This window comes from Pseudomonas sp. UMAB-40, from assembly GCF_900095275.1.
Taxonomy (GTDB): Bacteria; Pseudomonadota; Gammaproteobacteria; order Pseudomonadales; family Pseudomonadaceae; genus Aquipseudomonas; species Aquipseudomonas mandelii_B.
This window is the reverse complement of record NZ_LT607569.1, coordinates 88,326-107,183: the sequence shown is the minus strand read 5'-3', so window position 1 is coordinate 107,183 and position 18,858 is coordinate 88,326. Positions and strand designations below refer to the sequence as shown.

At 60.3% G+C, this 18,858-nt stretch carries 15 protein-coding genes and 2 tRNA genes; 13 read left to right on the top strand and 4 right to left on the bottom strand.

The window, feature by feature from the left end:
- Positions 1 to 22: 22 nt before the first annotated feature.
- From K0F88_RS24230 to pdeM, 4 genes are all read left to right on the top strand, one after another.
- The gene (locus K0F88_RS24230) at positions 23 to 1,141 is read left to right on the top strand and encodes a succinylglutamate desuccinylase/aspartoacylase family protein (RefSeq protein ID WP_219096828.1); all 1,119 of its coding nucleotides are present in this window, start codon (positions 23 to 25) and stop codon (positions 1,139 to 1,141) included.
- A gap of 13 nt (positions 1,142 to 1,154) precedes the next feature.
- Positions 1,155 to 1,919, top strand: a complete 765-nt coding sequence (locus K0F88_RS24225; RefSeq protein ID WP_219096827.1) for an ABC transporter ATP-binding protein — start codon at positions 1,155 to 1,157, stop codon at positions 1,917 to 1,919.
- A gap of 117 nt (positions 1,920 to 2,036) precedes the next feature.
- Positions 2,037 to 4,523, top strand: coding sequence for a ligase-associated DNA damage response DEXH box helicase (locus tag K0F88_RS24220; RefSeq protein WP_219096825.1), 2,487 nt, complete (start codon positions 2,037 to 2,039; stop codon positions 4,521 to 4,523).
- Entirely contained in the window at positions 4,523 to 5,179 is a 657-nt protein-coding gene (gene pdeM / locus K0F88_RS24215; RefSeq protein WP_094468813.1) for a ligase-associated DNA damage response endonuclease PdeM, read from the top strand. Before K0F88_RS24220 ends, pdeM begins: the two co-directional genes overlap by 1 nt.
- Before the next feature lie 46 nt (positions 5,180 to 5,225).
- Here pdeM and K0F88_RS24210 read toward each other — a convergent pair whose 3' ends face one another.
- Together K0F88_RS24210 and dcd are read right to left on the bottom strand one after the other, a co-directional pair.
- Positions 5,226 to 5,435, bottom strand: coding sequence for a hypothetical protein (locus K0F88_RS24210; protein ID WP_010462659.1), 210 nt, complete (start codon positions 5,433 to 5,435; stop codon positions 5,226 to 5,228).
- A 106-nt stretch (positions 5,436 to 5,541) separates the two neighbouring features.
- A complete protein-coding gene (gene dcd / locus K0F88_RS24205) occupies positions 5,542 to 6,108 on the bottom strand; it encodes a dCTP deaminase (RefSeq protein WP_007947207.1) in 567 nt (188 codons plus the stop codon).
- 354 nt (positions 6,109 to 6,462) lie between these two features.
- Between dcd and K0F88_RS24200 the strand changes: the two genes are divergently transcribed.
- Entirely contained in the window at positions 6,463 to 6,672 is a 210-nt protein-coding gene (locus K0F88_RS24200; protein ID WP_002554837.1) for a cold-shock protein, read from the top strand.
- A 110-nt stretch (positions 6,673 to 6,782) separates the two neighbouring features.
- Here K0F88_RS24200 and K0F88_RS24195 read toward each other — a convergent pair whose 3' ends face one another.
- Positions 6,783 to 7,790, bottom strand: coding sequence for a DUF481 domain-containing protein (locus K0F88_RS24195; protein ID WP_042932327.1), 1,008 nt, complete (start codon positions 7,788 to 7,790; stop codon positions 6,783 to 6,785).
- Positions 7,791 to 7,953: 163 nt separating this feature from the next.
- Between K0F88_RS24195 and K0F88_RS24190 the strand changes: the two genes are divergently transcribed.
- From K0F88_RS24190 to K0F88_RS24175, 4 genes are all read left to right on the top strand, one after another.
- Positions 7,954 to 8,307: an MGMT family protein gene (locus tag K0F88_RS24190; RefSeq protein ID WP_077750279.1), complete on the top strand. Its 354-nt coding sequence runs from the start codon at positions 7,954 to 7,956 to the stop codon at positions 8,305 to 8,307.
- A 44-nt stretch (positions 8,308 to 8,351) separates the two neighbouring features.
- Entirely contained in the window at positions 8,352 to 9,911 is a 1,560-nt protein-coding gene (locus K0F88_RS24185) for an AmpG family muropeptide MFS transporter (protein WP_219096823.1), read from the top strand.
- Positions 9,912 to 10,041: 130 nt separating this feature from the next.
- A complete protein-coding gene (locus tag K0F88_RS24180; protein WP_109628263.1) occupies positions 10,042 to 11,757 on the top strand; it encodes a proline--tRNA ligase in 1,716 nt (571 codons plus the stop codon).
- A 17-nt stretch (positions 11,758 to 11,774) separates the two neighbouring features.
- Positions 11,775 to 12,728, top strand: a complete 954-nt coding sequence (locus K0F88_RS24175) for a hypothetical protein (RefSeq protein WP_219096821.1) — start codon at positions 11,775 to 11,777, stop codon at positions 12,726 to 12,728.
- 96 nt (positions 12,729 to 12,824) lie between these two features.
- Here the strand turns inward: K0F88_RS24175 and dinB are convergent, their stop codons facing one another.
- Positions 12,825 to 13,886, bottom strand: a complete 1,062-nt coding sequence (gene dinB, locus K0F88_RS24170; RefSeq protein WP_219096820.1) for a DNA polymerase IV — start codon at positions 13,884 to 13,886, stop codon at positions 12,825 to 12,827.
- A 301-nt stretch (positions 13,887 to 14,187) separates the two neighbouring features.
- On the opposite strand from dinB, the gene K0F88_RS24165 reads away from it, so the two are divergent.
- The 4 genes from K0F88_RS24165 (at position 14,188) to K0F88_RS24150 (ending at position 18,763) form a co-directional block, all read left to right on the top strand.
- Positions 14,188 to 14,264, top strand: a tRNA-Met gene (locus tag K0F88_RS24165).
- 206 nt (positions 14,265 to 14,470) lie between these two features.
- Positions 14,471 to 14,547, top strand: a tRNA-Met gene (locus tag K0F88_RS24160).
- Positions 14,548 to 14,825: 278 nt separating this feature from the next.
- Positions 14,826 to 17,468: a bifunctional lysylphosphatidylglycerol flippase/synthetase MprF gene (gene mprF, locus K0F88_RS24155; protein ID WP_219096818.1), complete on the top strand. Its 2,643-nt coding sequence runs from the start codon at positions 14,826 to 14,828 to the stop codon at positions 17,466 to 17,468.
- Positions 17,468 to 18,763, top strand: coding sequence for a virulence factor family protein (locus K0F88_RS24150; protein WP_219096816.1), 1,296 nt, complete (start codon positions 17,468 to 17,470; stop codon positions 18,761 to 18,763). The genes mprF and K0F88_RS24150 overlap by 1 nt, the downstream gene beginning before the upstream one ends.
- Positions 18,764 to 18,858: the final 95 nt, after the last annotated feature.

Below are 18,858 nucleotides of genomic sequence, written 5' to 3'. Positions count from 1 at the left end.
TTTCAGGAATAAAGAGACGAACATGCGCCACCAGATACATGACCTGCTGGCCCCGCTGCCGGGGACCGCTCGACAGATTCACAGCTTCCACTTCGGCCCAACGTCGGCCAAAGGCAAGATTTACATCCAGTCGTCCCTGCACGCCGATGAAATGCCCGGCATGCTGGTGGCCTGGCACCTCAAGCAGCGCCTGGCGGAACTTGAAGCCGCCGGCCGCCTGCGCAGCGAAATCGTGCTGGTGCCGGTGGCCAACCCGGTTGGCCTGGAACAGGTGCTGATGGACGTGCCGCTGGGCCGCTACGAACTGGAAAGCGGGCAGAACTTCAATCGCTGGTTCGTCGATTTGAGCGAAGCGGTAGGCAACGAGATCGAAGGCCATCTGAGCGATGATCCGCAGCGCAACCTCACGCTGATCCGCGAAAGCCTGCGCAACGCCCTCGCCAGGCAGACCGCAAGCACGCAACTGCAATCCCAGCGCCTGACCCTGCAACGACTGGCCTGCGATGCGGATGTGGTGCTGGACCTGCATTGTGATTTCGAAGCGGTCGCCCACCTTTACACCACACCCGAAGCCTGGCCCCAAGTTGAGCCACTGGCCCGTTACATCGGTGCCGAAGCGAGCCTGCTGGCCACCGACTCCGGCGGTCAGTCGTTCGATGAATGCTTCACCCTGCTCTGGTGGCAGTTGAAAGAACGCTTCGGCGAACAGTTCAACATCCCGCTGGGCAGCTTCTCGGTCACCGTCGAATTGCGCGGCCAGGGCGACGTCAATCATCCGTTGGCCAGCCTCGATTGCCAGGCGCTGATCGATTACCTGATTCACTTCGGCGCCATTGCCGGCGAACCGGCGCCATTGCCCGAGCTGCCCTACCCCGCCACCCCGTTGGCCGGGGTCGAGCCAGTGTCGACACCAGTGGGCGGCCTGCTGGTGTTCACCGCGCTACCGGGGGAATACCTCGAAGCCGGGCAACTGATCGCCGAAATCATCGACCCGATCAACGATCGCGTCACCCCCGTTCATTGCACCGCCGCCGGCCTGATGTACGCCCGCTCGCTGCGGCGCATGGCCACTGCCGGCATGGTGATCGCGCACGTCGCGGGCGCCGAGGCCTATCGCAGCGGCTACCTACTTTCGCCTTGAGGATGCATGCCCCATGTACAAACTGACCATCGAAGGCCTGCATAAAAGCTATGGCGATCATCATGTGCTCAAAGGCGTTTCACTCAAGGCCAACACCGGCGACGTCATCAGCCTGATCGGCGCCAGCGGCTCGGGCAAAAGTACCTTTCTGCGCTGCATCAACTTTCTCGAACAACCCAACGACGGCGCCATGACCCTGGATGGTCAGAACATCCGCATGGTCAAGGATCGCCACGGCATGCACGTGGCCGACCCCGATGAACTGCAAAAAATTCGCACGCGCCTGGCCATGGTGTTCCAGCACTTCAACCTGTGGAGCCACATGACCGTGCTGGAAAACATCACCATGGCCCCGCGCCGGGTGCTGGGTTGCAGCAAAGAGGAAGCCGAAGACCGCGCGCGACGTTACCTCGACAAGGTCGGGCTGGCGGCGCGCGTAGCGGATCAATACCCGGCGTTTCTTTCCGGTGGTCAGCAACAACGCGTGGCGATTGCGCGGGCATTGGCCATGGAACCGGAAGTCATGCTGTTCGACGAACCGACCTCGGCACTCGACCCGGAGCTGGTGGGTGAGGTACTGCGAGTGATTCAAGGCCTGGCTGAAGAAGGCCGGACCATGATCATGGTGACTCACGAAATGAGCTTTGCCCGAAAAGTGTCGAGCCAGGTGTTGTTTCTGCATCAGGGCCTGGTCGAGGAAGAAGGCGCGCCGGAAGACGTGCTGGGCAATCCGAAGAGCGAGCGGCTGAAGCAGTTCCTGAGCGGCAACCTCAAGTAACCCCCCCCCTTTGTAGGAGCCGGCTTGCTGGCTCCTACAGGATCGCGTTTCTTCATTAAACCTTTGCCCTTGCGCCGCGGTCACTGAAAGAACACTTTCAGAGCGCACACCGCCGGCATGGGATCCTCCCCCGACTACGCAAAACACTGGTTCAGCACCCGCGACTGGAAGCCGTTCGCCTTTCAGAAGCAAGTGTGGACGGCCGTCAAGCGCGGTGAGTCCGGATTACTGCACGCCAGCACCGGTGCCGGTAAAACCTATGCAGTCTGGTTTGCTGCGCTCAATCGCTACGCAACGTCCACCGCCCCTGTTGAAAATCCTCGCAAACGAAAACCGCTGGCCGAACCGCTGACGGTGCTGTGGATAACGCCCATGCGCGCCTTGGCCGCCGACACCGCTCGCGCCCTTGAAGCACCGTTGCACGACCTGCAGATCCCCTGGAGCGTCGGCCTGCGCACCGGCGACACGAGCAGCAGCGAACGTGCGCGGCAGAGCCGACGCCTGCCCACCACGCTGATCACCACCCCCGAAAGCCTGACCCTGATGCTCGCCCGTGCCGATGCGCAAACAGCGCTATCGACCTTGCGCATGGTGGTGGTCGACGAATGGCACGAACTGCTCGGCAACAAGCGCGGCGTGCAGCTGCAACTGGCCCTCGCCCGCTTGCGCCGATGGAATACGGACCTGATCGTGTGGGGCGCTTCCGCGACGCTGGGTAATCAAGCCCACGCCGAACAGGTATTGATCCCACAGGGTGGCGGCATCAGCGTTCAAGGCCAGACCTCCAAGGAACTGCGGGTCGACACGCTGCTGCCGCCCGCCATCGAGCGATTTCCATGGGCCGGGCACATTGGTTTGAAGATGTTGCCGCAAGTCGTCGCCGAAATAGACTCCAGCCCCAGCAGCCTGGTGTTCACCAATACTCGCGCGCAATCCGAGATCTGGTATCAGGCCTTGCTGGAGGCGCGCCCCGATTGGGCCGGGCTGATCGCCTTGCACCACAGCTCATTGTCACGAGACACCCGTGACTGGGTCGAGCGAGCACTGAAGGAAGGCCAGCTCAAAGCGGTGGTCTGCACCTCAAGCCTCGACCTGGGGGTGGATTTCCTGCCGGTGGAACGGGTGCTGCAAATCGGTTCGGCCAAAGGCGTGGCGCGCCTGATGCAGCGAGCCGGGCGTTCCGGTCATGCGCCGGGGCGAGTGTCACGGGTGACGTTGGTGCCGACGCACAGCCTGGAGCTGATCGAAGCGGTGGCGGCTCAAGATGCCGTGGCGCAACGCCGCATCGAGCCCCGGGAGTCGCCGCACAAACCGCTGGATGTGCTGGTTCAACACTTGGTCAGCATGGCGCTGGGTGGTGGGTTTCTGCCCGATGAGTTGTATGAAGAAGTCCGTGGCGCCTGGGCTTATCGAGACCTTACGGCGGCGGATTGGACCTGGGCGCTGGCGTTTGTACGCCATGGCGGACTTTCCCTGACAGCCTATCCGGATTATCGCCGGGTCGAGCCTGACGAGCAGGGCGTCTGGCGCGTACCGGATGCGCGACTGGCGCGGCGACATCGCATGAGCATCGGCACCATCGTCAGCGATGCGAGCATTCAACTGAAGTTCTGGAGCAAGGGCGGTGGCGGCAAGCAGTTGGGCAGTGTCGAGGAGGGTTTTATTGCGCGACTCAAACCAGGCGACGGTTTCCTGTTCGCGGGGCGCGTGCTGGAGTTGGTGCGGGTCGAAAACATGACCGCTTATGTCAAACGCAGCACCGCAAAAAAAGCCGCGGTGCCGCGCTGGAATGGCGGGCGGATGCCCCTTTCCAACGAACTGGCGCAGGCGGTGGTCGCGCGTTTCAGTGCGGCGGAGCAAGGCGAGTTCATTGGCCCGGAGATGCGGGCTCTGCGGCCGCTGCTGGAGGTGCAGCGACGCTGGTCCGGGTTGCCGACCTCGAATTCGTTGCTGGCCGAAGCATTGAAATCCCGCGAAGGCTGGCACCTGTTCCTGTACCCCTTTGCTGGGCGCCAAGTGCATCTGGGCCTGGCGAGTTTGCTGGCGTGGCGGGTCAGCCAGCAGCAGGCGGTGACGTTTTCCATCGCGGTCAACGATTACGGACTGGAATTGCTCAGCGCCACCTCTGTGGATTGGTCGCAGGTGTTGAACCCCGGCCTGTTGAGCCCCGAGCACTTGTTGAACGATGTCCTCGCCAGCTTGAATGCCGGCGAACTCGCGCTCCGCCGCTTTCGGGAAATCGCACGAATTGCCGGACTGGTGTTTGCCGGCTACCCCGGTGCACCGAAAAGCACACGACAGGTCCAAGCCTCCAGCGGACTGTTCTTCGAGGTGTTCAAGCAGTACGACGCCGGGAATTTACTGCTGGCCCAGGCTGGAGAAGAAGTTTTACGGGAAGAACTGGATATTCATCGTCTGGAACAGACGTTGGCGCGTATCAATCGACTGAAACTGGACCTGCATCAGATCAAACGTCCTACACCGTTGGGGTTTCCCCTGTTGGTTGAGCGCATGCGGGAAAGCATGAGTTCGGAAAAACTCGCGGACCGTATCCGACGCATGGTCACCGACCTTGAGAAAACCGCCGAAACTGGAAAAACCTGATGAGTACGCCCTACCCCGTGAAACTGGCCGGTGAAGAGCTGTGGCTGCTGCCGGAAAAAGCCATTTATTGGCCGGCGCAACAAGCCCTGCTGATCGCCGATGTGCATTTTGGCAAAGCGGCGGCATATCGCAGCCTTGGCCAGCCGGTGCCCCATGGCACCACCGCCAGCAATGTCGCGGTGCTGGACACGTTGTTGGCCGCCCTGCCCTGTCGTCAGCTGATTTTCCTCGGGGACTTTCTGCACGGGCCTGGCTCCCATGCTTGCGGCACGTTAAGCGCCCTGGCTGAGTGGCGAGCGCGGCACCCGGATCTGCCGATGACGCTGATCCGCGGCAACCACGACAAACGCGCCGGGGACCCGCCGGCGTCGTTAAACATACGTGTGGTGCCCGAGCCGTTGTTGCTCGGGCCGTTCGCCTTGCAGCATGAGCCCGACCCGCATCCGCACCGGCATGTACTGGCCGGGCATGTGCATCCGGTTTATCGGCTGAACGGCAAAGGTCGGCAGCGTTTGCGCCTGGCGTGTTTCAGATTGGGGGAGGACATCAGCCTGCTACCGGCCTTTGGCGCGTTCACCGGCGGTTATCAGGTCGAACGGGACGACAGCTGTAGGATCTTTGTCATCGGCGACAACGAAATATGGCCAGTCAGCTGAAGTCTTCAAGGACTACAGCTGACTGACCATTCATTGTCGAGGCAGATCAGGCTACAGGCGCAGGAGGCGGCTCATCCGGCAGGGTGGGTTCACCGGGCTCGGTAGGCTGTTCGTTTGGGGTATCAGGATCAGGCTGGCCGGGGATGCCCCCTGCCATGCTGATGGCTGGATGTGCCAACAAGGACCAGGCCAAGACGCCAATCTGATTGGGCTCAAGCCTTGCCAGTTCGGCACTTATTCGCGGATCGATCTTCATAAAGCACTCCTGAGCAATGGCCCCGTCCGCTGTACGCGAACCGGGCAGTACACCCAATAGAGTGTCTACCCGCTCAAGAATTCCCGCGACCTGCCAGATGAATGGCTCAGGTGCGTGGCAGGGTGACGCCGAGTTGGCCCTGGTACTTGCCGCCACGGTCCTTGTAGGAGACTTCGCACTCTTCGTCGGATTCGAAGAACAGCATCTGTGCCACGCCTTCGTTGGCGTAGATCTTCGCCGGCAAGGTGGTGGTGTTGGAGAACTCCAGGGTCACGTGGCCTTCCCACTCGGGCTCAAGCGGCGTCACGTTGACGATAATGCCGCAACGGGCGTAGGTGCTTTTACCCAGGCAGATGGTCAGCACGTTGCGCGGAATGCGGAAGAATTCCACGGTGCGCGCCAGGGCGAAGGAGTTGGGCGGGATGATGCAGACATCACTTTTGACGTCGACAAAGCTCTTCTCGTCGAAGTTCTTCGGATCAACGGTCGCCGAATTGATGTTGGTGAACACCTTGAATTCATCGGCGCAGCGCACGTCGTAGCCATAGCTCGAAACACCGTAGGAAATCACGCGCTCGGCGCCTTCACCGCGCACCTGGCGCTCGACGAACGGCTCGATCATGCCGTGCTCTTGCGCCATGCGGCGAATCCACTTGTCCGATTTGATGCTCATGGCGGGTGTCCTGAATAGCGAGGTGGAAAAATTCTGTCCGGCATCTTACCGGGCGCGCGCTCCGGGTTCAAAGTCCGGGGCGTAATTCTCGCCGATCCCCTGTGATATCTGGCCGTTCGCCGTAATCCGGTGCACCGTCAGTCATGAAAACAGAGAAACCTTCGCACGAAGCATTGGCACGTTCCGGAAAAAGGGTTAAGGTGGCGCCACTGTGCTGCTTGTGTCACTGAGAATCTCTACACGATATGTTGAATTTCGATCCAACCATCTACAAGAATTTTTCCTGCTCTTTGCACTCAGTCTCGGCCAGGGTTCTTCCTGCGTCGCAGTTATCTTTGTTCAAGGAGTTACACCATGTCTAATCGCCAAACTGGTACCGTTAAGTGGTTCAACGATGAAAAAGGCTTCGGCTTCATCACTCCACAATCCGGTGACGACCTGTTCGTTCACTTCAAAGCTATCCAATCCGACGGCTTCAAAAGCCTGAAAGAAGGCCAACAGGTTTCTTTCATCGCTACCCGCGGTCAGAAAGGCATGCAAGCTGAAGAAGTTCAAGTTATCTAACTTGTACTTGCTTTAGTAAAAAGCCCCGCCCTCAAAAGCGGGGCTTTTTTGTGCCTGCGTGTTTTGCAGGCAAAAAAAAATCGCAGCCCATGGCTGCGATTTTTTGCGTCTTACCAGGCTACGCCAAACCCTGCGGTGTAACGCGTCTTGTCCAGATCCGCATCGTCGGTGCCGCTGATGATGTCTCGCTCGGCCTTCAGGTTAAGCGACGCCCACTCGGTGACCTTGTAGCGCAAGCCCATTTCGGCATCGAGCGCGTAATCCGCTACGCCCGACAACGGCTTGCCCACCTCGCCATTGGTGAAGAACTCCACCTTCTTGCCGATGAGATAACGGTTGTAGTCCCACTTCATCGCCAGGGAATAGAAGTTTTCCTTGCTGCCGTCGGAGAACTCATAGTCCGTGCGGTTGACCAGCGAACCCAGGGAGAATGCGCCGAGCTCGTTATCCCAGAACTGGTAACCCGGACCGGTACCGACAGTGCGTTGACGGGACAGGTCTTCTACCTTGTCGCGCTTATAGACCGCACGGCCTTGCCAGAACCACTTCTCGGTCAGGAAGCGGTCGAGCGAGTATTCGCCCCGCCAGTTGTCCGTAGTAACCACGTCATCCTGGAATTCGCGGTTGTACTCGCCTTCCGCCGTGTGCCGCCATTTGCCATGGCGCGCAGTGGTCTTGAAGTCGATGTCGTAGTCATCGGTGTCTTTTTCCGCACGCTGGTAATCCAGCGCCGCGTCGACATTGCCTTTCCACACCAGATCTTCAACCACCGGCTTGGGCTTGAGTATCTGCTGGATACTCGCCAGCTCGACCGTCTTCGGCGCCTCGCCGTTTTCAAGCGTCACCTTGCCGTCGTCTGCCGCATGCAGCGACTTGGCCTTCTCGCCGGTGTAGGCATCCTGCTTGACCAGTAACTCCTGATCACTTTCCAGGGTCTTGACCTGTTTCCAGTCGATCGGGACCGCACCGGCGTATTCGGTCTGGATCAGCAATTTACCGCCATCGAACAGCGTGATCTTGCCGCTCAGTTTGTCACCGTTCTTCAACCAGACGGTATCAGCGAGCAACGGCGTGGAGGCACTCATGACAGCAAGGCACAGCAGGGTTCTGGACACCATAAGCAAATACAGGCTCAAGTTTGCGAAAAAAAGTCGGCATTATCCCTGAGAATAAGACCCTAGCAAGGACTGACCCGACTATTTCTATTGAGTTCATTTCTCAATTGCGCATCCAGGACTTACTCTACGGACGGTAAGGCGAACTTCTTCAGGAACCACGGACGTGACCGACCCAACCACTGAAACCGAAAGTGCGGCGCAAATTCGACGCACGGCGCTCTACTTGACCCTCGCGCAAGTGCCCGAGGGCAAAGTGGTGAGCTATGGTCAACTCGCCGAACTGGCCGGGCTGGGCCGAGCCGCGCGCTGGGTGGGACGCACATTGAGCCAACTGCCCGGCGACACCAAGCTGCCATGGCACCGCGTGCTCGGTGCCGGCGGTCGGATCAGCCTGCCCGTGGGCAGCCCTTCAGGGGATGAGCAGCGCGCGCGATTGCGCTCCGAAGGCGTCAGTATCCTGAACAATCGTGTTGATATTCAGCGCCATGGCTGGCGCCCGGTAGAGCACAGCGGTTAGAGTGCGCGCTTTGTTTCCGTATTTCTTGAGGCAGACTCCAGCCCATGCCCCGTAAAACCTGGCGCGCCGCGCTCGCCGCCTATGCCAGCCCCTCGACGCTTGTGTTGTTGTTGCTTGGTTTCGCCGCCGGCCTGCCCTACATGCTGGTGTTTTCGACGCTTTCCGTCTGGCTGCGTGAGGCCGGTGTGGCCCGCGAAACCATCGGTTATGCAAGTCTGATCGGCTTGGCCTATGCCTTTAAATGGGTCTGGTCCCCGCTGCTCGACCAATGGCGCCTGCCCTTTCTCGGCAAACTCGGTCGACGACGCTCCTGGCTGGTGTTATCCCAGGCGCTGGTGATCCTCGGCCTGATCGGGATGGGTTTCTGCGACCCGCAAAAGCATTTGTCCTGGCTGATCGCCATCGCCGTGGTCGTCGCCTTTGCCTCGGCGACGCAAGACATTGCGGTTGACGCCTATCGCCTGGAAATCGCCGACGACACTCGCCAGGCGGCGCTCGCTGCCAGCTACATGTCCGGCTATCGGATCGCCGCGTTGCTGGCGACGGCCGGCGCGCTGTTTTTCGCTGAAGGCTTTGGCTCCACGGGCTTCAATTACCAGCATTCGGCCTGGGCCGGCACCTACGTGCTGTTTGGCGCCCTGATGGTCCCGGCGCTGCTGACGACGCTGTTCATGCGCGAACCGCCTGTACCCCTGCGTACTCAACTCCAAGCCGGCCGCTACAGCTTTATGCATCAACTGATGTCGGTGTTCGTGCTGATCGTGCTGCTGGTGTCCGTGCCAGCCATGTTTACCCAGCTCTACAACACCGACTTCGCCAGCGTGCTGTTCGAAGGCGTGAGCCCGCTCGAGCTGTTGCTCGAAGACCGCGCCTTCCTGCGCGCGATCCTCTACACCACACTGACGCTGATGTGCCTGTCGGCCATGGGCCGTCGCGGCCTGGCACCGGTGCTGACGCCGATCAACGACTTCATTTTGCGTTACCGCTGGCAAGCGTTCCTGCTGCTCGGGCTGATCGCCACCTATCGCATGTCCGATACGGTCATGGGCGTAATGGCCAACGTGTTCTACATCGACCAGGGCTTCACCAAGGACCAGATCGCCAGTGTCAGCAAAATCTTCGGCCTGATCATGACCCTGGTCGGCGCCGGCATGGGCGGCCTGCTGATCGTGCGTTTCGGCATCCTGCCGATTCTGCTCATCGGCGGCATTACGTCGGCCGGCACCAACCTGCTGTTCCTGATGCTCGCCGACATGGGCGCCAACCTGAACATGCTGATCCTGACCATTTCCCTGGACAACTTCAGTTCGGGCCTGGCGACGTCGGCGTTCGTCGCTTACCTGTCGAGCCTGACCAACCTGAAATTCTCCGCCACCCAGTACGCCCTGCTCAGCTCGATCATGCTCCTGCTGCCACGCCTGATCGGCGGTTATTCAGGGGTCATGGTGGAGAAATTCGGTTACCACAACTTCTTCCTGATCACGGCGTTGCTGGGTGTTCCGACCCTGCTGTTGATCGCCCTGCACTGGTTCCAGGAGAGCCGCCGCGCAGGCCCGACGCCGACACCCGAACCGGTGCCGACCCAGGTCGCGGAAGAATCGTAGGACATTTCGCAGAGGGCGCGACGATTCCCGCCCTCCTGCCACACCGCCGACCGCACGCCTGTACGCCAGCGGATCTCGCCCGTACAATGCTCCGTCATTTCTCGTCATCAGCAACCGACAACGGCCAACCATGCGCACCAGTCAATTTTTGCTCGCCACACAGAAAGAAACGCCTTCCGACGCGGTCGTCATCAGCCATCAGCTGATGCTGCGCGCCGGCATGATCCGCAAACTCGCCTCGGGCCTCTACACCTGGCTGCCGATGGGCTTGCGAGTGATGCGCAAGGTCGAAGCCGTCGTTCGTGAAGAAATGAACGCCGCGGGCTCTCTCGAAGTGTTGATGCCGAGCACCCAACCGGCTGAGCTGTGGCAGGAATCCGGTCGCTGGGAAGAATACGGCCCTGAATTGTTGCGCTTCAAGGATCGCCACGGTCGCGACTTCTGCGCCGGCCCGACCCACGAAGAAGTGATCACCGACCTGATGCGTAACGAGTTGAGCAGCTACAAACAGCTGCCGATCAACCTGTATCAGATCCAGACCAAATTCCGTGACGAAATCCGCCCACGCTTCGGTTTGATGCGCGGCCGCGAGTTCATCATGAAGGACGCCTATTCGTTCCATGCTGATCAGCCTTCGCTGCAGATCACCTACGACCGCATGCACCAGGCGTACTGCAACGTGTTTACCCGTCTGGGCCTGAAGTTCCGTCCTGTAGAAGCCGACAACGGCTCCATCGGCGGCGCAGGCTCCCACGAGTTCCACGTACTGGCCGAGTCCGGCGAAGACGATATCGTCTTCAGCAACGGGTCCGACTACGCCGCGAACATCGAGAAAGCCGAAGCCGTGCCGCGTGAAACCTCCCGCGCAGCACCGACTGAAGAACTGCGCCTGGTCGACACGCCGAACGCCAAGACCATTGCGCAACTGGTCGAAGGCTTCAACCTGCCGATCGAAAAGACCATCAAGACCCTCGTGGTTCACGCTGAAGAGCAAGGCAAGCTGATTGCCCTGATCATCCGTGGCGACCATGAGCTGAACGAAATCAAGGCCGGCAACCAGCCAGGCGTTGCCAGCCCGCTGGTCATGGCGTCCGAAAGCGAACTGCGCGACGCCATTGGTGCCGGCGCCGGCTCCCTCGGCCCGCTGAACCTGCCACTGCCGATCATCATCGACCGTTCCGTCGAGCTGATGAGCGACTTCGGCATCGGCGCCAACATCGACGACAAGCACTACTTCGGCGTGAACTGGGAGCGTGATCTGCCGGTTCCGACCGTTGCCGACCTGCGTAACGTTGTCGCCGGCGACCCAAGCCCGGATGGCAAGGGCACCCTGGAAATCAAGCGCGGCATCGAAGTCGGGCACATCTTCCAGCTGGGCAACAAGTACAGCAAGGCGATGAAGTGCGAAGTGCTGGGCGAGAACGGCAAGCCGGTCACCCTGGAAATGGGTTGCTACGGCATCGGCGTTTCCCGCGTGGTGGCTGCGGCCATCGAGCAGAACAACGACGCCAACGGGATTATCTGGAGCGACACGCTGGCTCCATTCCAGGTCGCGTTGGTGCCATTGCGCTACGAAACCGAACAGGTTCGTGAAGCCACCGACAAGCTCTATGCAGAACTGACTGCAGCCGGCTTCGAAGTGCTGCTGGACGATCGCGACAAGAAAACCAGCCCGGGCATCAAGTTCGCGGACATGGAGCTGATCGGCATTCCTCACCGGATCGTGGTCAGTGACCGCGGCCTCGCCGAAGGCAATCTGGAATACAAGAGCCGTACCGAACCTGAAGCGCAAGCGCTGCCGGTTGCTGACGTGCTGTCTTTCCTCCAGGCCCGTATCCGCCGCTGACACCAGATAGAGAAGTCATGTTCAAGCGAAACACCTTAGGCCTCGGTGGTGCTGCCCTGTGCGGCACCCTGCTGGTCAGCGGCTGCGCCAATCACATGTCGCAACGCAGCGAGCACGAGGAGCGTGTCGAGCGAAAATTGCTCGATCACAGCCTGCAGATCGATGTCGGCGAGCCCAAGGTGCTTGAGTTGCCGCAACGTCGGGTGAAAATCCACGAGCAGAAAACGTTCGAAGTCACCGAATTCGAAGTCACGCGTCACTATGATCGCTACACGCCCTACCAACCCTGGCGGGAGGTCTACGAGATCCCGCTGGGCGCGGTAGCGGTGGTGGGCGGTGTCGGCGCGAACGTGGTCAACGTATTCACCCTTGGCAGTCTGCCGGACAGCGTGACCAAGGATTGGCTGAGCTACGGTTTTGCCGGGCTCAACCCGCTCATGAACGTGCAGTCCAACGGTCGGGCGCAACAAAACCTGGCCGGGATCGATGAGGTTCAGCTCGACAAGCGCACTGAATACTCGAGCCTGCCCTGGAGCGAGCGCCCGGTGGTGGTGAAAGCGGGTAAGGAAACATTTGATCTGAGCACCGACAAAAACGGTGTTCTGCGCCTGAACCTGCTGGACAGCCCGTTCGCCGAACATGACATCAATCATCTGAGCCGACTGCTGATCAGCGTCGAAGACGGTCAGGACGATGTGCACAGCGATTCGTCCTTGGCGGTCAGCAGTGGCTTGCGCGGCAAGCTGCTCGAAGCGCACGGCCTGATTTATGACGACCTCGAAGACGACGAAGTGAGCCAGTGGGTTCACCGGGTCAAACGCCTGTCGGAACTGGGTCTTGAAGAAGAAGCCAGCGAGCTGGAACAAAGCCTGATCGAACTGACCCGCAACGACCCAGAGCTGCAGACCGAATTCCTCAAGTCATTGACCAAGGATGCCGGGCGACTGGTGGCGGATCCTGGACCGAATTAAAAGCAAAAGCTTCGCGGGCAAGCCTCGCCCCTACAAGATGCGATACCTGTAGGAGCGAGGCTTGCCCGCGAAGAGGCCCTCACATTCACCGCAAAACTACCGCTCAAACAACTCCATCTGCTCAAACCCACCCCGCAAATCCTCCAGTCGCACGCCAATCCCCAACAACCGCACCGGTTTCCCGCCGCGATTGAACGCCTGGGTCAGCAACAACTGATAACTACCCAGATCCCGCCCTGCCCCGGCCTGTTCCAGCGTCGTCTGGGTAAAATCATGGAATTTTACTTTGACGAACGGCTTGCCCGGCCGATAGCTGCTGTCGATCCGCGCCATGCGGCCCGCCAGGGTTTCCAATAGCTCGGGTAATTTATCCAGGCAACTGACCAGATCCGGCAGGTCCACGTCGTAGGTGTTTTCAACACTGATCGACTGCCGGCGGCTGTCGTTGTGCACCAGCCTGTCATCGATCCCACGGGCCAGGCTCCAGAGTCGCTCGCCGAAGCTGCCGAATTCACGCACCAGCGCCAACTTGTCCCACTCGCGTAAATGCGAGCAATCGACAATGCCGAGCCTGCCCAGCTTGTCGGCGGTCACTTTGCCAACGCCGTGCAACTTACTGACGGGCAAACCGCTGACAAAGTCCTCGACCTGATCCGGCGTGATCACAAACAAACCGTTGGGTTTCTTCCAGTCACTGGCAATCTTGGCCAGAAACTTGTTCGGCGCCACGCCGGCCGAAACCGTGATGTGCAACTGATTGGAGACGCGGCGGCGAATGTCCTGGGCGATGCGCGTGGCGCTGCCACCGAAATGCGCACAGTCCGACACGTCGAGGTAGGCCTCGTCGAGGGAAAGCGGCTCGATCAGGTCGGTGTAATCACTAAAGATCGTATGAATTTCCTTCGATGCTTCTCTATAGGCGTCCATGCGCGGCTTGACGATGGTCAGGTCCGGGCACAGCTTCAGGGCTTGCCCGGAAGACATCGCCGAGCGCACGCCATAGGCCCGCGCCTCATAGTTACAAGTGGCGATCACCCCGCGCCGATCCGCAGAACCACCCACCGCCAGCGGCTTACCCGCCAGGCGCGGGTCGTCACGCATCTCGATGGCAGCGTAGAAGCAGTCGCAATCGACGTGGATGATTTTTCGCTGGCTCATATAAAAGCGGTGTTCATGGTGAAGAAATGGAGTCTTGGCGTGCCGGATCGGCAGTATCTCACTGACACCTGTATATAGCACCAGTAGTCTGAATCTTCTTACCCACCGGTAGGAAAAGTAACCGGTGAATTTATTTTCTCAATCGAAAAGCGTCGCCTAATAGAGCTGCAAGCCTTGCCACGCCTGCCTCGCAGACGATCACCCTGCCCTACTTTGCCGCTAAGCGATTGAACCAGAACAGGTTTTATCCAGATTGAAGGTTGACAGCCCCGCGATCCTCTGTAGAATGCCGACACACAGACGCGGGATGGAGCAGTCTGGTAGCTCGTCGGGCTCATAACCCGAAGGTCGTCGGTTCAAATCCGGCTCCCGCAACCAAACATCAAAAAAGGCTACTCGAAAGAGTGGCCTTTTTTGTGCGCGTCTGTTTTTTACCGCTCTGTTTACCAGAAGTGAGAAATCGTTCTGATTCCGAAGCTTAAGTCTGCCCTGCGACCGTTCGCCGCTAATTCACGCTTATTTGACCTGGTTCCAGATTAACGGTTGACACACAGGCGTATCTCTATAGAATGCCGCCACACAGACGCGGGATGGAGCAGTCTGGTAGCTCGTCGGGCTCATAACCCGAAGGTCGTCGGTTCAAATCCGGCTCCCGCAACCAAACATCAAAAAAGGCTACTCGAAAGAGTGGCCTTTTTTGTATCTGTTGAAAAAGTCCTTTCGCAACAATGACCTGTCACAGTGTAGTGAAGCGTTCGGGATCACCCAGGCTGTGAGTTCAGACTATGCTGAATCGCAGACACAACCCTCTACGCTCAATGACATGCCATCGCCGCCAACCGGTGAGAGGCGTTAATATTTGTGATTATTTTTTTCTACAGGGATTGGTAACTTGGCTGGATACCCCCATCCTGTCGCGCACAATCCAAGAGGTGATTGATGCGCGCCAACTCGTCTGATCCACAAGACACCGTCACAGCGACACAACCGATCAAGGCCGAGCGTTTGCGCTTGCTGGATCTGGTCAGCAAATATCGTCAGCCCATCGGCCTGGCGGTGACGTTGCTGTTGTTCGCTATCGCGCTGATTGCCTGTCGTCATCTGCTGAGCGAACTCGATCTGTACGCTTTGCATGACTCGATCCTGGAGGTACCGAAACCGGCATTGCTGGGCGCATTGGCTGCGACCGTGGTCGGTTTCATCATTCTGCTCGGGTACGAATGGTCCGCCAGCCGCTACGCGGGCGTGACACTGGCGCCGCGCATCATGGCGTTAGGCGGGTTCACGGCATTTGCCATCGGCAACGCCATCGGTCTTTCGATGCTCTCGGGGGGCTCGGTCCGCTACCGTTTATATGCACGTCACGGCCTGGGCGCTGCTGAAGTCGCTCACATGACGTTGTTCGCCAGTCTCTCGCTCGGCTGCGCCCTGCCACCCCTGGCCGCCCTGGCGACCCTCAGCAACCTGCCTGCCGCCTCGGCGGCCCTGGGATTATCCGAGGGTTTGCTGGGGGGCGTTGCCGCGGCGGTTTTGCTGCTGTTCAGCGTATTGGCCATCGGCATCTACCGCCGTCGCCTGCCGGAACAACCTTCCCCGGACAACCTGCTGGTCAAGGTCGGACGCCGTACCTTGCGCCTCCCCGGCCGCCGCCTGACTTTCCTGCAACTGATCATCACCGCCCTCGACGTGGCTGCCGCCGCGACCGTGCTCTATTTGTTGCTGCCGGAAGCGCCGCCCTTCGGTGCGTTCCTGCTGGTGTACCTGCTGGCCCTGGCCGCCGGTGTGCTCAGCCATGTGCCCGGCGGTGTCGGCGTATTTGAAGCCATTCTGTTGGCCGCCTTCGCCGACACGCTCGGCGCTGCACCACTGGCCGCTGCGCTGCTGCTCTATCGCCTGATCTACGTCGTGCTGCCGCTGCTGGTGGCGTGTGTGTTCCTGTTGATCAACGAAGGCCAGCGCCTGTTTCAGTCGCGCCAGTCCCTGCGCGCCGCTTCCGGTCTGGCGGCGCCGATTTTGGCGGTGCTGGTGTTCCTGTCCGGCGTGGTGCTGCTGTTCTCCGGCGTGACCCCGGAAATCGACACCCGCCTGGAACACATCGGCTTTCTGATTCCGCACCGCCTGGTAGACGCGTCGCACTTCGGTGCCAGCCTGGTCGGCGTGCTGTGCCTGTTGCTAGCTCAAGGTCTGCGTCGTCGGCTGTCCGCCGCATGGATGCTGACCACCGTTCTATTGCTGGTCGGCGCCCTGCTCTCTCTGCTCAAGGGTTTTGACTGGGAAGAAGCTTGTTTGATGACCCTGACGGCGAGCCTGCTGGGGGTTTTCCGGCGCTCGTTCTATCGCCCGAGCCGCCTCACCGAACTGCCGTTCTCACCGCTCTATCTGGTTTCCAGCCTGTGCGTGCTCGGCGCCTCGATCTGGTTGCTGCTGTTTGCGTACCAGGACGTTCCCTATAGCCATCAACTCTGGTGGCAGTTCACCCTCGACGCCGATGCCCCGCGCGGCTTGCGCTCATTGTTGGGTGCCGCTGTCCTGCTGGTGGTCGTGTCGCTGACCTGGCTGCTGCGCACCGCGCGTCCGGTGATTCACCTGCCGACGCCTGACGAGCTGGATCGCGCGGTAAAGATCCTGATGGCCTCCGCCCAACCGGACGGTGGCCTGGCCCTGACCGGTGACAAGGCGCTGCTGTTTCACCCCAACGACGAGGCGTTCCTGATGTACGCCCGCCGTGGCCGCAGCCTGGTGGCCTTGTACGACCCGATTGGCCCGACCCAGCAACGGGCGGAAATGATCTGGCAGTTCCGCGACCTCTGCGACATCCACCACGCCCGTCCCGTGTTCTATCAAGTGCGCGCCGAGAACCTGCCGTACTACATGGACATCGGCCTGACCGCGATCAAGCTCGGCGAAGAAGCCCGGGTCGATCTGCATCGCTTTGATCTCGAAGCCAAGGGCAAAGAGATGAAAGACCTGCGCTACACCTGGAACCGCGGCACTCGCGATGGCCTGTCGCTGGAAATCTTTGAACCGGGCCATGCGCCAATGGATGAGCTCAGGGTGATTTCCGATGCCTGGCTGACCGGCAAGAACGTGCGCGAGAAAGGCTTCTCCCTCGGCCGTTTCAGCGACGACTACCTCAAGCATTTCCGCGTCGCGGTGATCCGCTTCGAAGGGCGCCCGGTGGCGTTCGCCAACCTGCTCGAGACCTACGGCCATGACCTGGCCAGCCTCGACCTGATGCGCGCGCACCCGGACGCCCCCAAGCTGACCATGGAGTTCATGATGGTCGGCCTGATTCAACATTATAAAAATCATGGATACGCGCGCTTCAGCCTGGGCATGGTGCCGCTGTCGGGGTTGCAACCCCGGCGTGGCGCACCGCTGACCCAGCGTCTGGGCTCGATGGTTTTCCGCCGTGGTGAGCAGCTCTACAACTTCCAAGGCTTGCGCCGCTTCAAAGACAAATTCCAGCCTGACTGGGAACCCCGTTATATGGCCGTGCCCGCCGGACTCGATCCGCTGGTTGCCCTGGCCGATACTGCTGCCCTGATTGCGGGCGGCTTGACTGGATTGGTGAAACGCTGATGATTCAACGCTCCTTGCGGTACGTACTGGCCACACTGGTAGTGCTGGCCCTGATTCTCGGTGGCGGTTACTGGTACCTGAAACGCCCGGCCCCCGAACCGACCCTCGAACAGCTGAAGCCGGCCGATGGCACGGCGATGACGCGCGTCATCCCCGGCAACACGCCACGCGCCCAGGTGCTGGTGGCGGTCAATGAAGACCAGAAACTCAGCGACAAACAACTGATGACCCTGAGCCGCAGCGCTTCGGCACAGATCGTTCAGGTTATTCTGCCAAAAGACTGCCTGCTGCAAAGTCGCGCCCTGCAATCGGGCCTGCGAGAACTCAAAGGCCCGGCGACCCTGGTCAGCGGCATCGGCCCCGGCGCGGTGCTGGCGTGGCGCTGGTTGTCCGAGCAGAAGGACGACAAGGCCCAGGCCGTCTCCGTCGACCTGGCCCTGGAAAAACCCGGCTGCACCCACTTGCTGCCAAAAAGTGCCGCTCACGGTCACTGGCTGGTGGCCTGGAACGACAACCCGGACGACACCAGCGCCGGCTTCGTGCGCGATCAACCCAACGCCGAAACCAGCATCAGCGACTACGACATCAACCTGCCGCAAGTCCTGAACAACGAACTGCGCAAAATCCTGGTCGGTGGCGACAAAGCTGCCGGTGGCTTGCAGATTCCGGTGGTTGAAGTCCCGGCCGGGCAAGCCAAGGACACCGTGACCCTGTTCCTGTCCGGCGACGGCGGCTGGCGCGACCTGGACCGCGACGTCGCGGGCGAGATGGCCAAGATCGGCTACCCGGTGGTCGGCATCGACACCCTGCGCTACTACTGGCAGCACAAGAGCCCGGAGCAAAGCGCCCTGGACCTGGCCGAACTGATGCAACACTACCGGCAGAAATGGGGCACCAAACGCTTCATCCTGACCGGCTACTCGTTCGGCGCCGACGTCCTGCCGGCGATCTACAACCGCCTGGAACCCGCCGAACAGCAACGCGTCGACGCCATCATCCTGCTCGCCTTCGCCCGCACCGGCAGCTTCGAAATCGAAGTCGAAGGCTGGCTCGGCAACGCCGGCAAAGAAGCCGCCACCGGCCCGGAAATGGCCAAGCTGCCACCGGAGAAAGTGGTGTGCATCTACGGTGAAGAAGAAGTCGACGAAAGCGGCTGCACCGACAAGACCGCCGTGGGCGAAGCGATGAAACTGCCTGGCGGCCATCACTTCGACGAGAACTACCCGGCGCTGGCAAAGCGCTTGGTGGACATCATCGAGAAGCGCCAGGCCAAAGGTGAGACGGCTCAGGAGTGATCTGAGGCGCGCCCAAAAAAAGCCCCCGTTACCTCTCAGTAACGGGGGCTTTTTCATATTTACCGATTCAACTAATCACCACAGATCCCTGTGGG

Excerpts from the sequence above, each read along its gene's own strand:
- K0F88_RS24230 (WP_219096828.1), top strand. The coding sequence starts at position 23 with ATGCGCCACCAGATACATGACCTGCTGGCCCCGCTGCCGGGGACCGCT.
- K0F88_RS24225 (WP_219096827.1), top strand. The coding sequence starts at position 1,155 with ATGTACAAACTGACCATCGAAGGCCTGCATAAAAGCTATGGCGATCAT.
- K0F88_RS24220 (WP_219096825.1), top strand. The coding sequence starts at position 2,037 with ATGGGATCCTCCCCCGACTACGCAAAACACTGGTTCAGCACCCGCGAC.
- pdeM (WP_094468813.1), top strand. The coding sequence starts at position 4,523 with ATGAGTACGCCCTACCCCGTGAAACTGGCCGGTGAAGAGCTGTGGCTG.
- K0F88_RS24210 (WP_010462659.1), bottom strand. The coding sequence starts at position 5,435 with ATGAAGATCGATCCGCGAATAAGTGCCGAACTGGCAAGGCTTGAGCCC.
- dcd (WP_007947207.1), bottom strand. The coding sequence starts at position 6,108 with ATGAGCATCAAATCGGACAAGTGGATTCGCCGCATGGCGCAAGAGCAC.
- K0F88_RS24200 (WP_002554837.1), top strand. The coding sequence starts at position 6,463 with ATGTCTAATCGCCAAACTGGTACCGTTAAGTGGTTCAACGATGAAAAA.
- K0F88_RS24195 (WP_042932327.1), bottom strand. The coding sequence starts at position 7,790 with ATGGTGTCCAGAACCCTGCTGTGCCTTGCTGTCATGAGTGCCTCCACG.
- K0F88_RS24185 (WP_219096823.1), top strand. The coding sequence starts at position 8,352 with ATGCCCCGTAAAACCTGGCGCGCCGCGCTCGCCGCCTATGCCAGCCCC.
- K0F88_RS24180 (WP_109628263.1), top strand. The coding sequence starts at position 10,042 with ATGCGCACCAGTCAATTTTTGCTCGCCACACAGAAAGAAACGCCTTCC.
- K0F88_RS24175 (WP_219096821.1), top strand. The coding sequence starts at position 11,775 with ATGTTCAAGCGAAACACCTTAGGCCTCGGTGGTGCTGCCCTGTGCGGC.
- dinB (WP_219096820.1), bottom strand. The coding sequence starts at position 13,886 with ATGAGCCAGCGAAAAATCATCCACGTCGATTGCGACTGCTTCTACGCT.
- mprF (WP_219096818.1), top strand. The coding sequence starts at position 14,826 with ATGCGCGCCAACTCGTCTGATCCACAAGACACCGTCACAGCGACACAA.
- K0F88_RS24150 (WP_219096816.1), top strand. The coding sequence starts at position 17,468 with ATGATTCAACGCTCCTTGCGGTACGTACTGGCCACACTGGTAGTGCTG.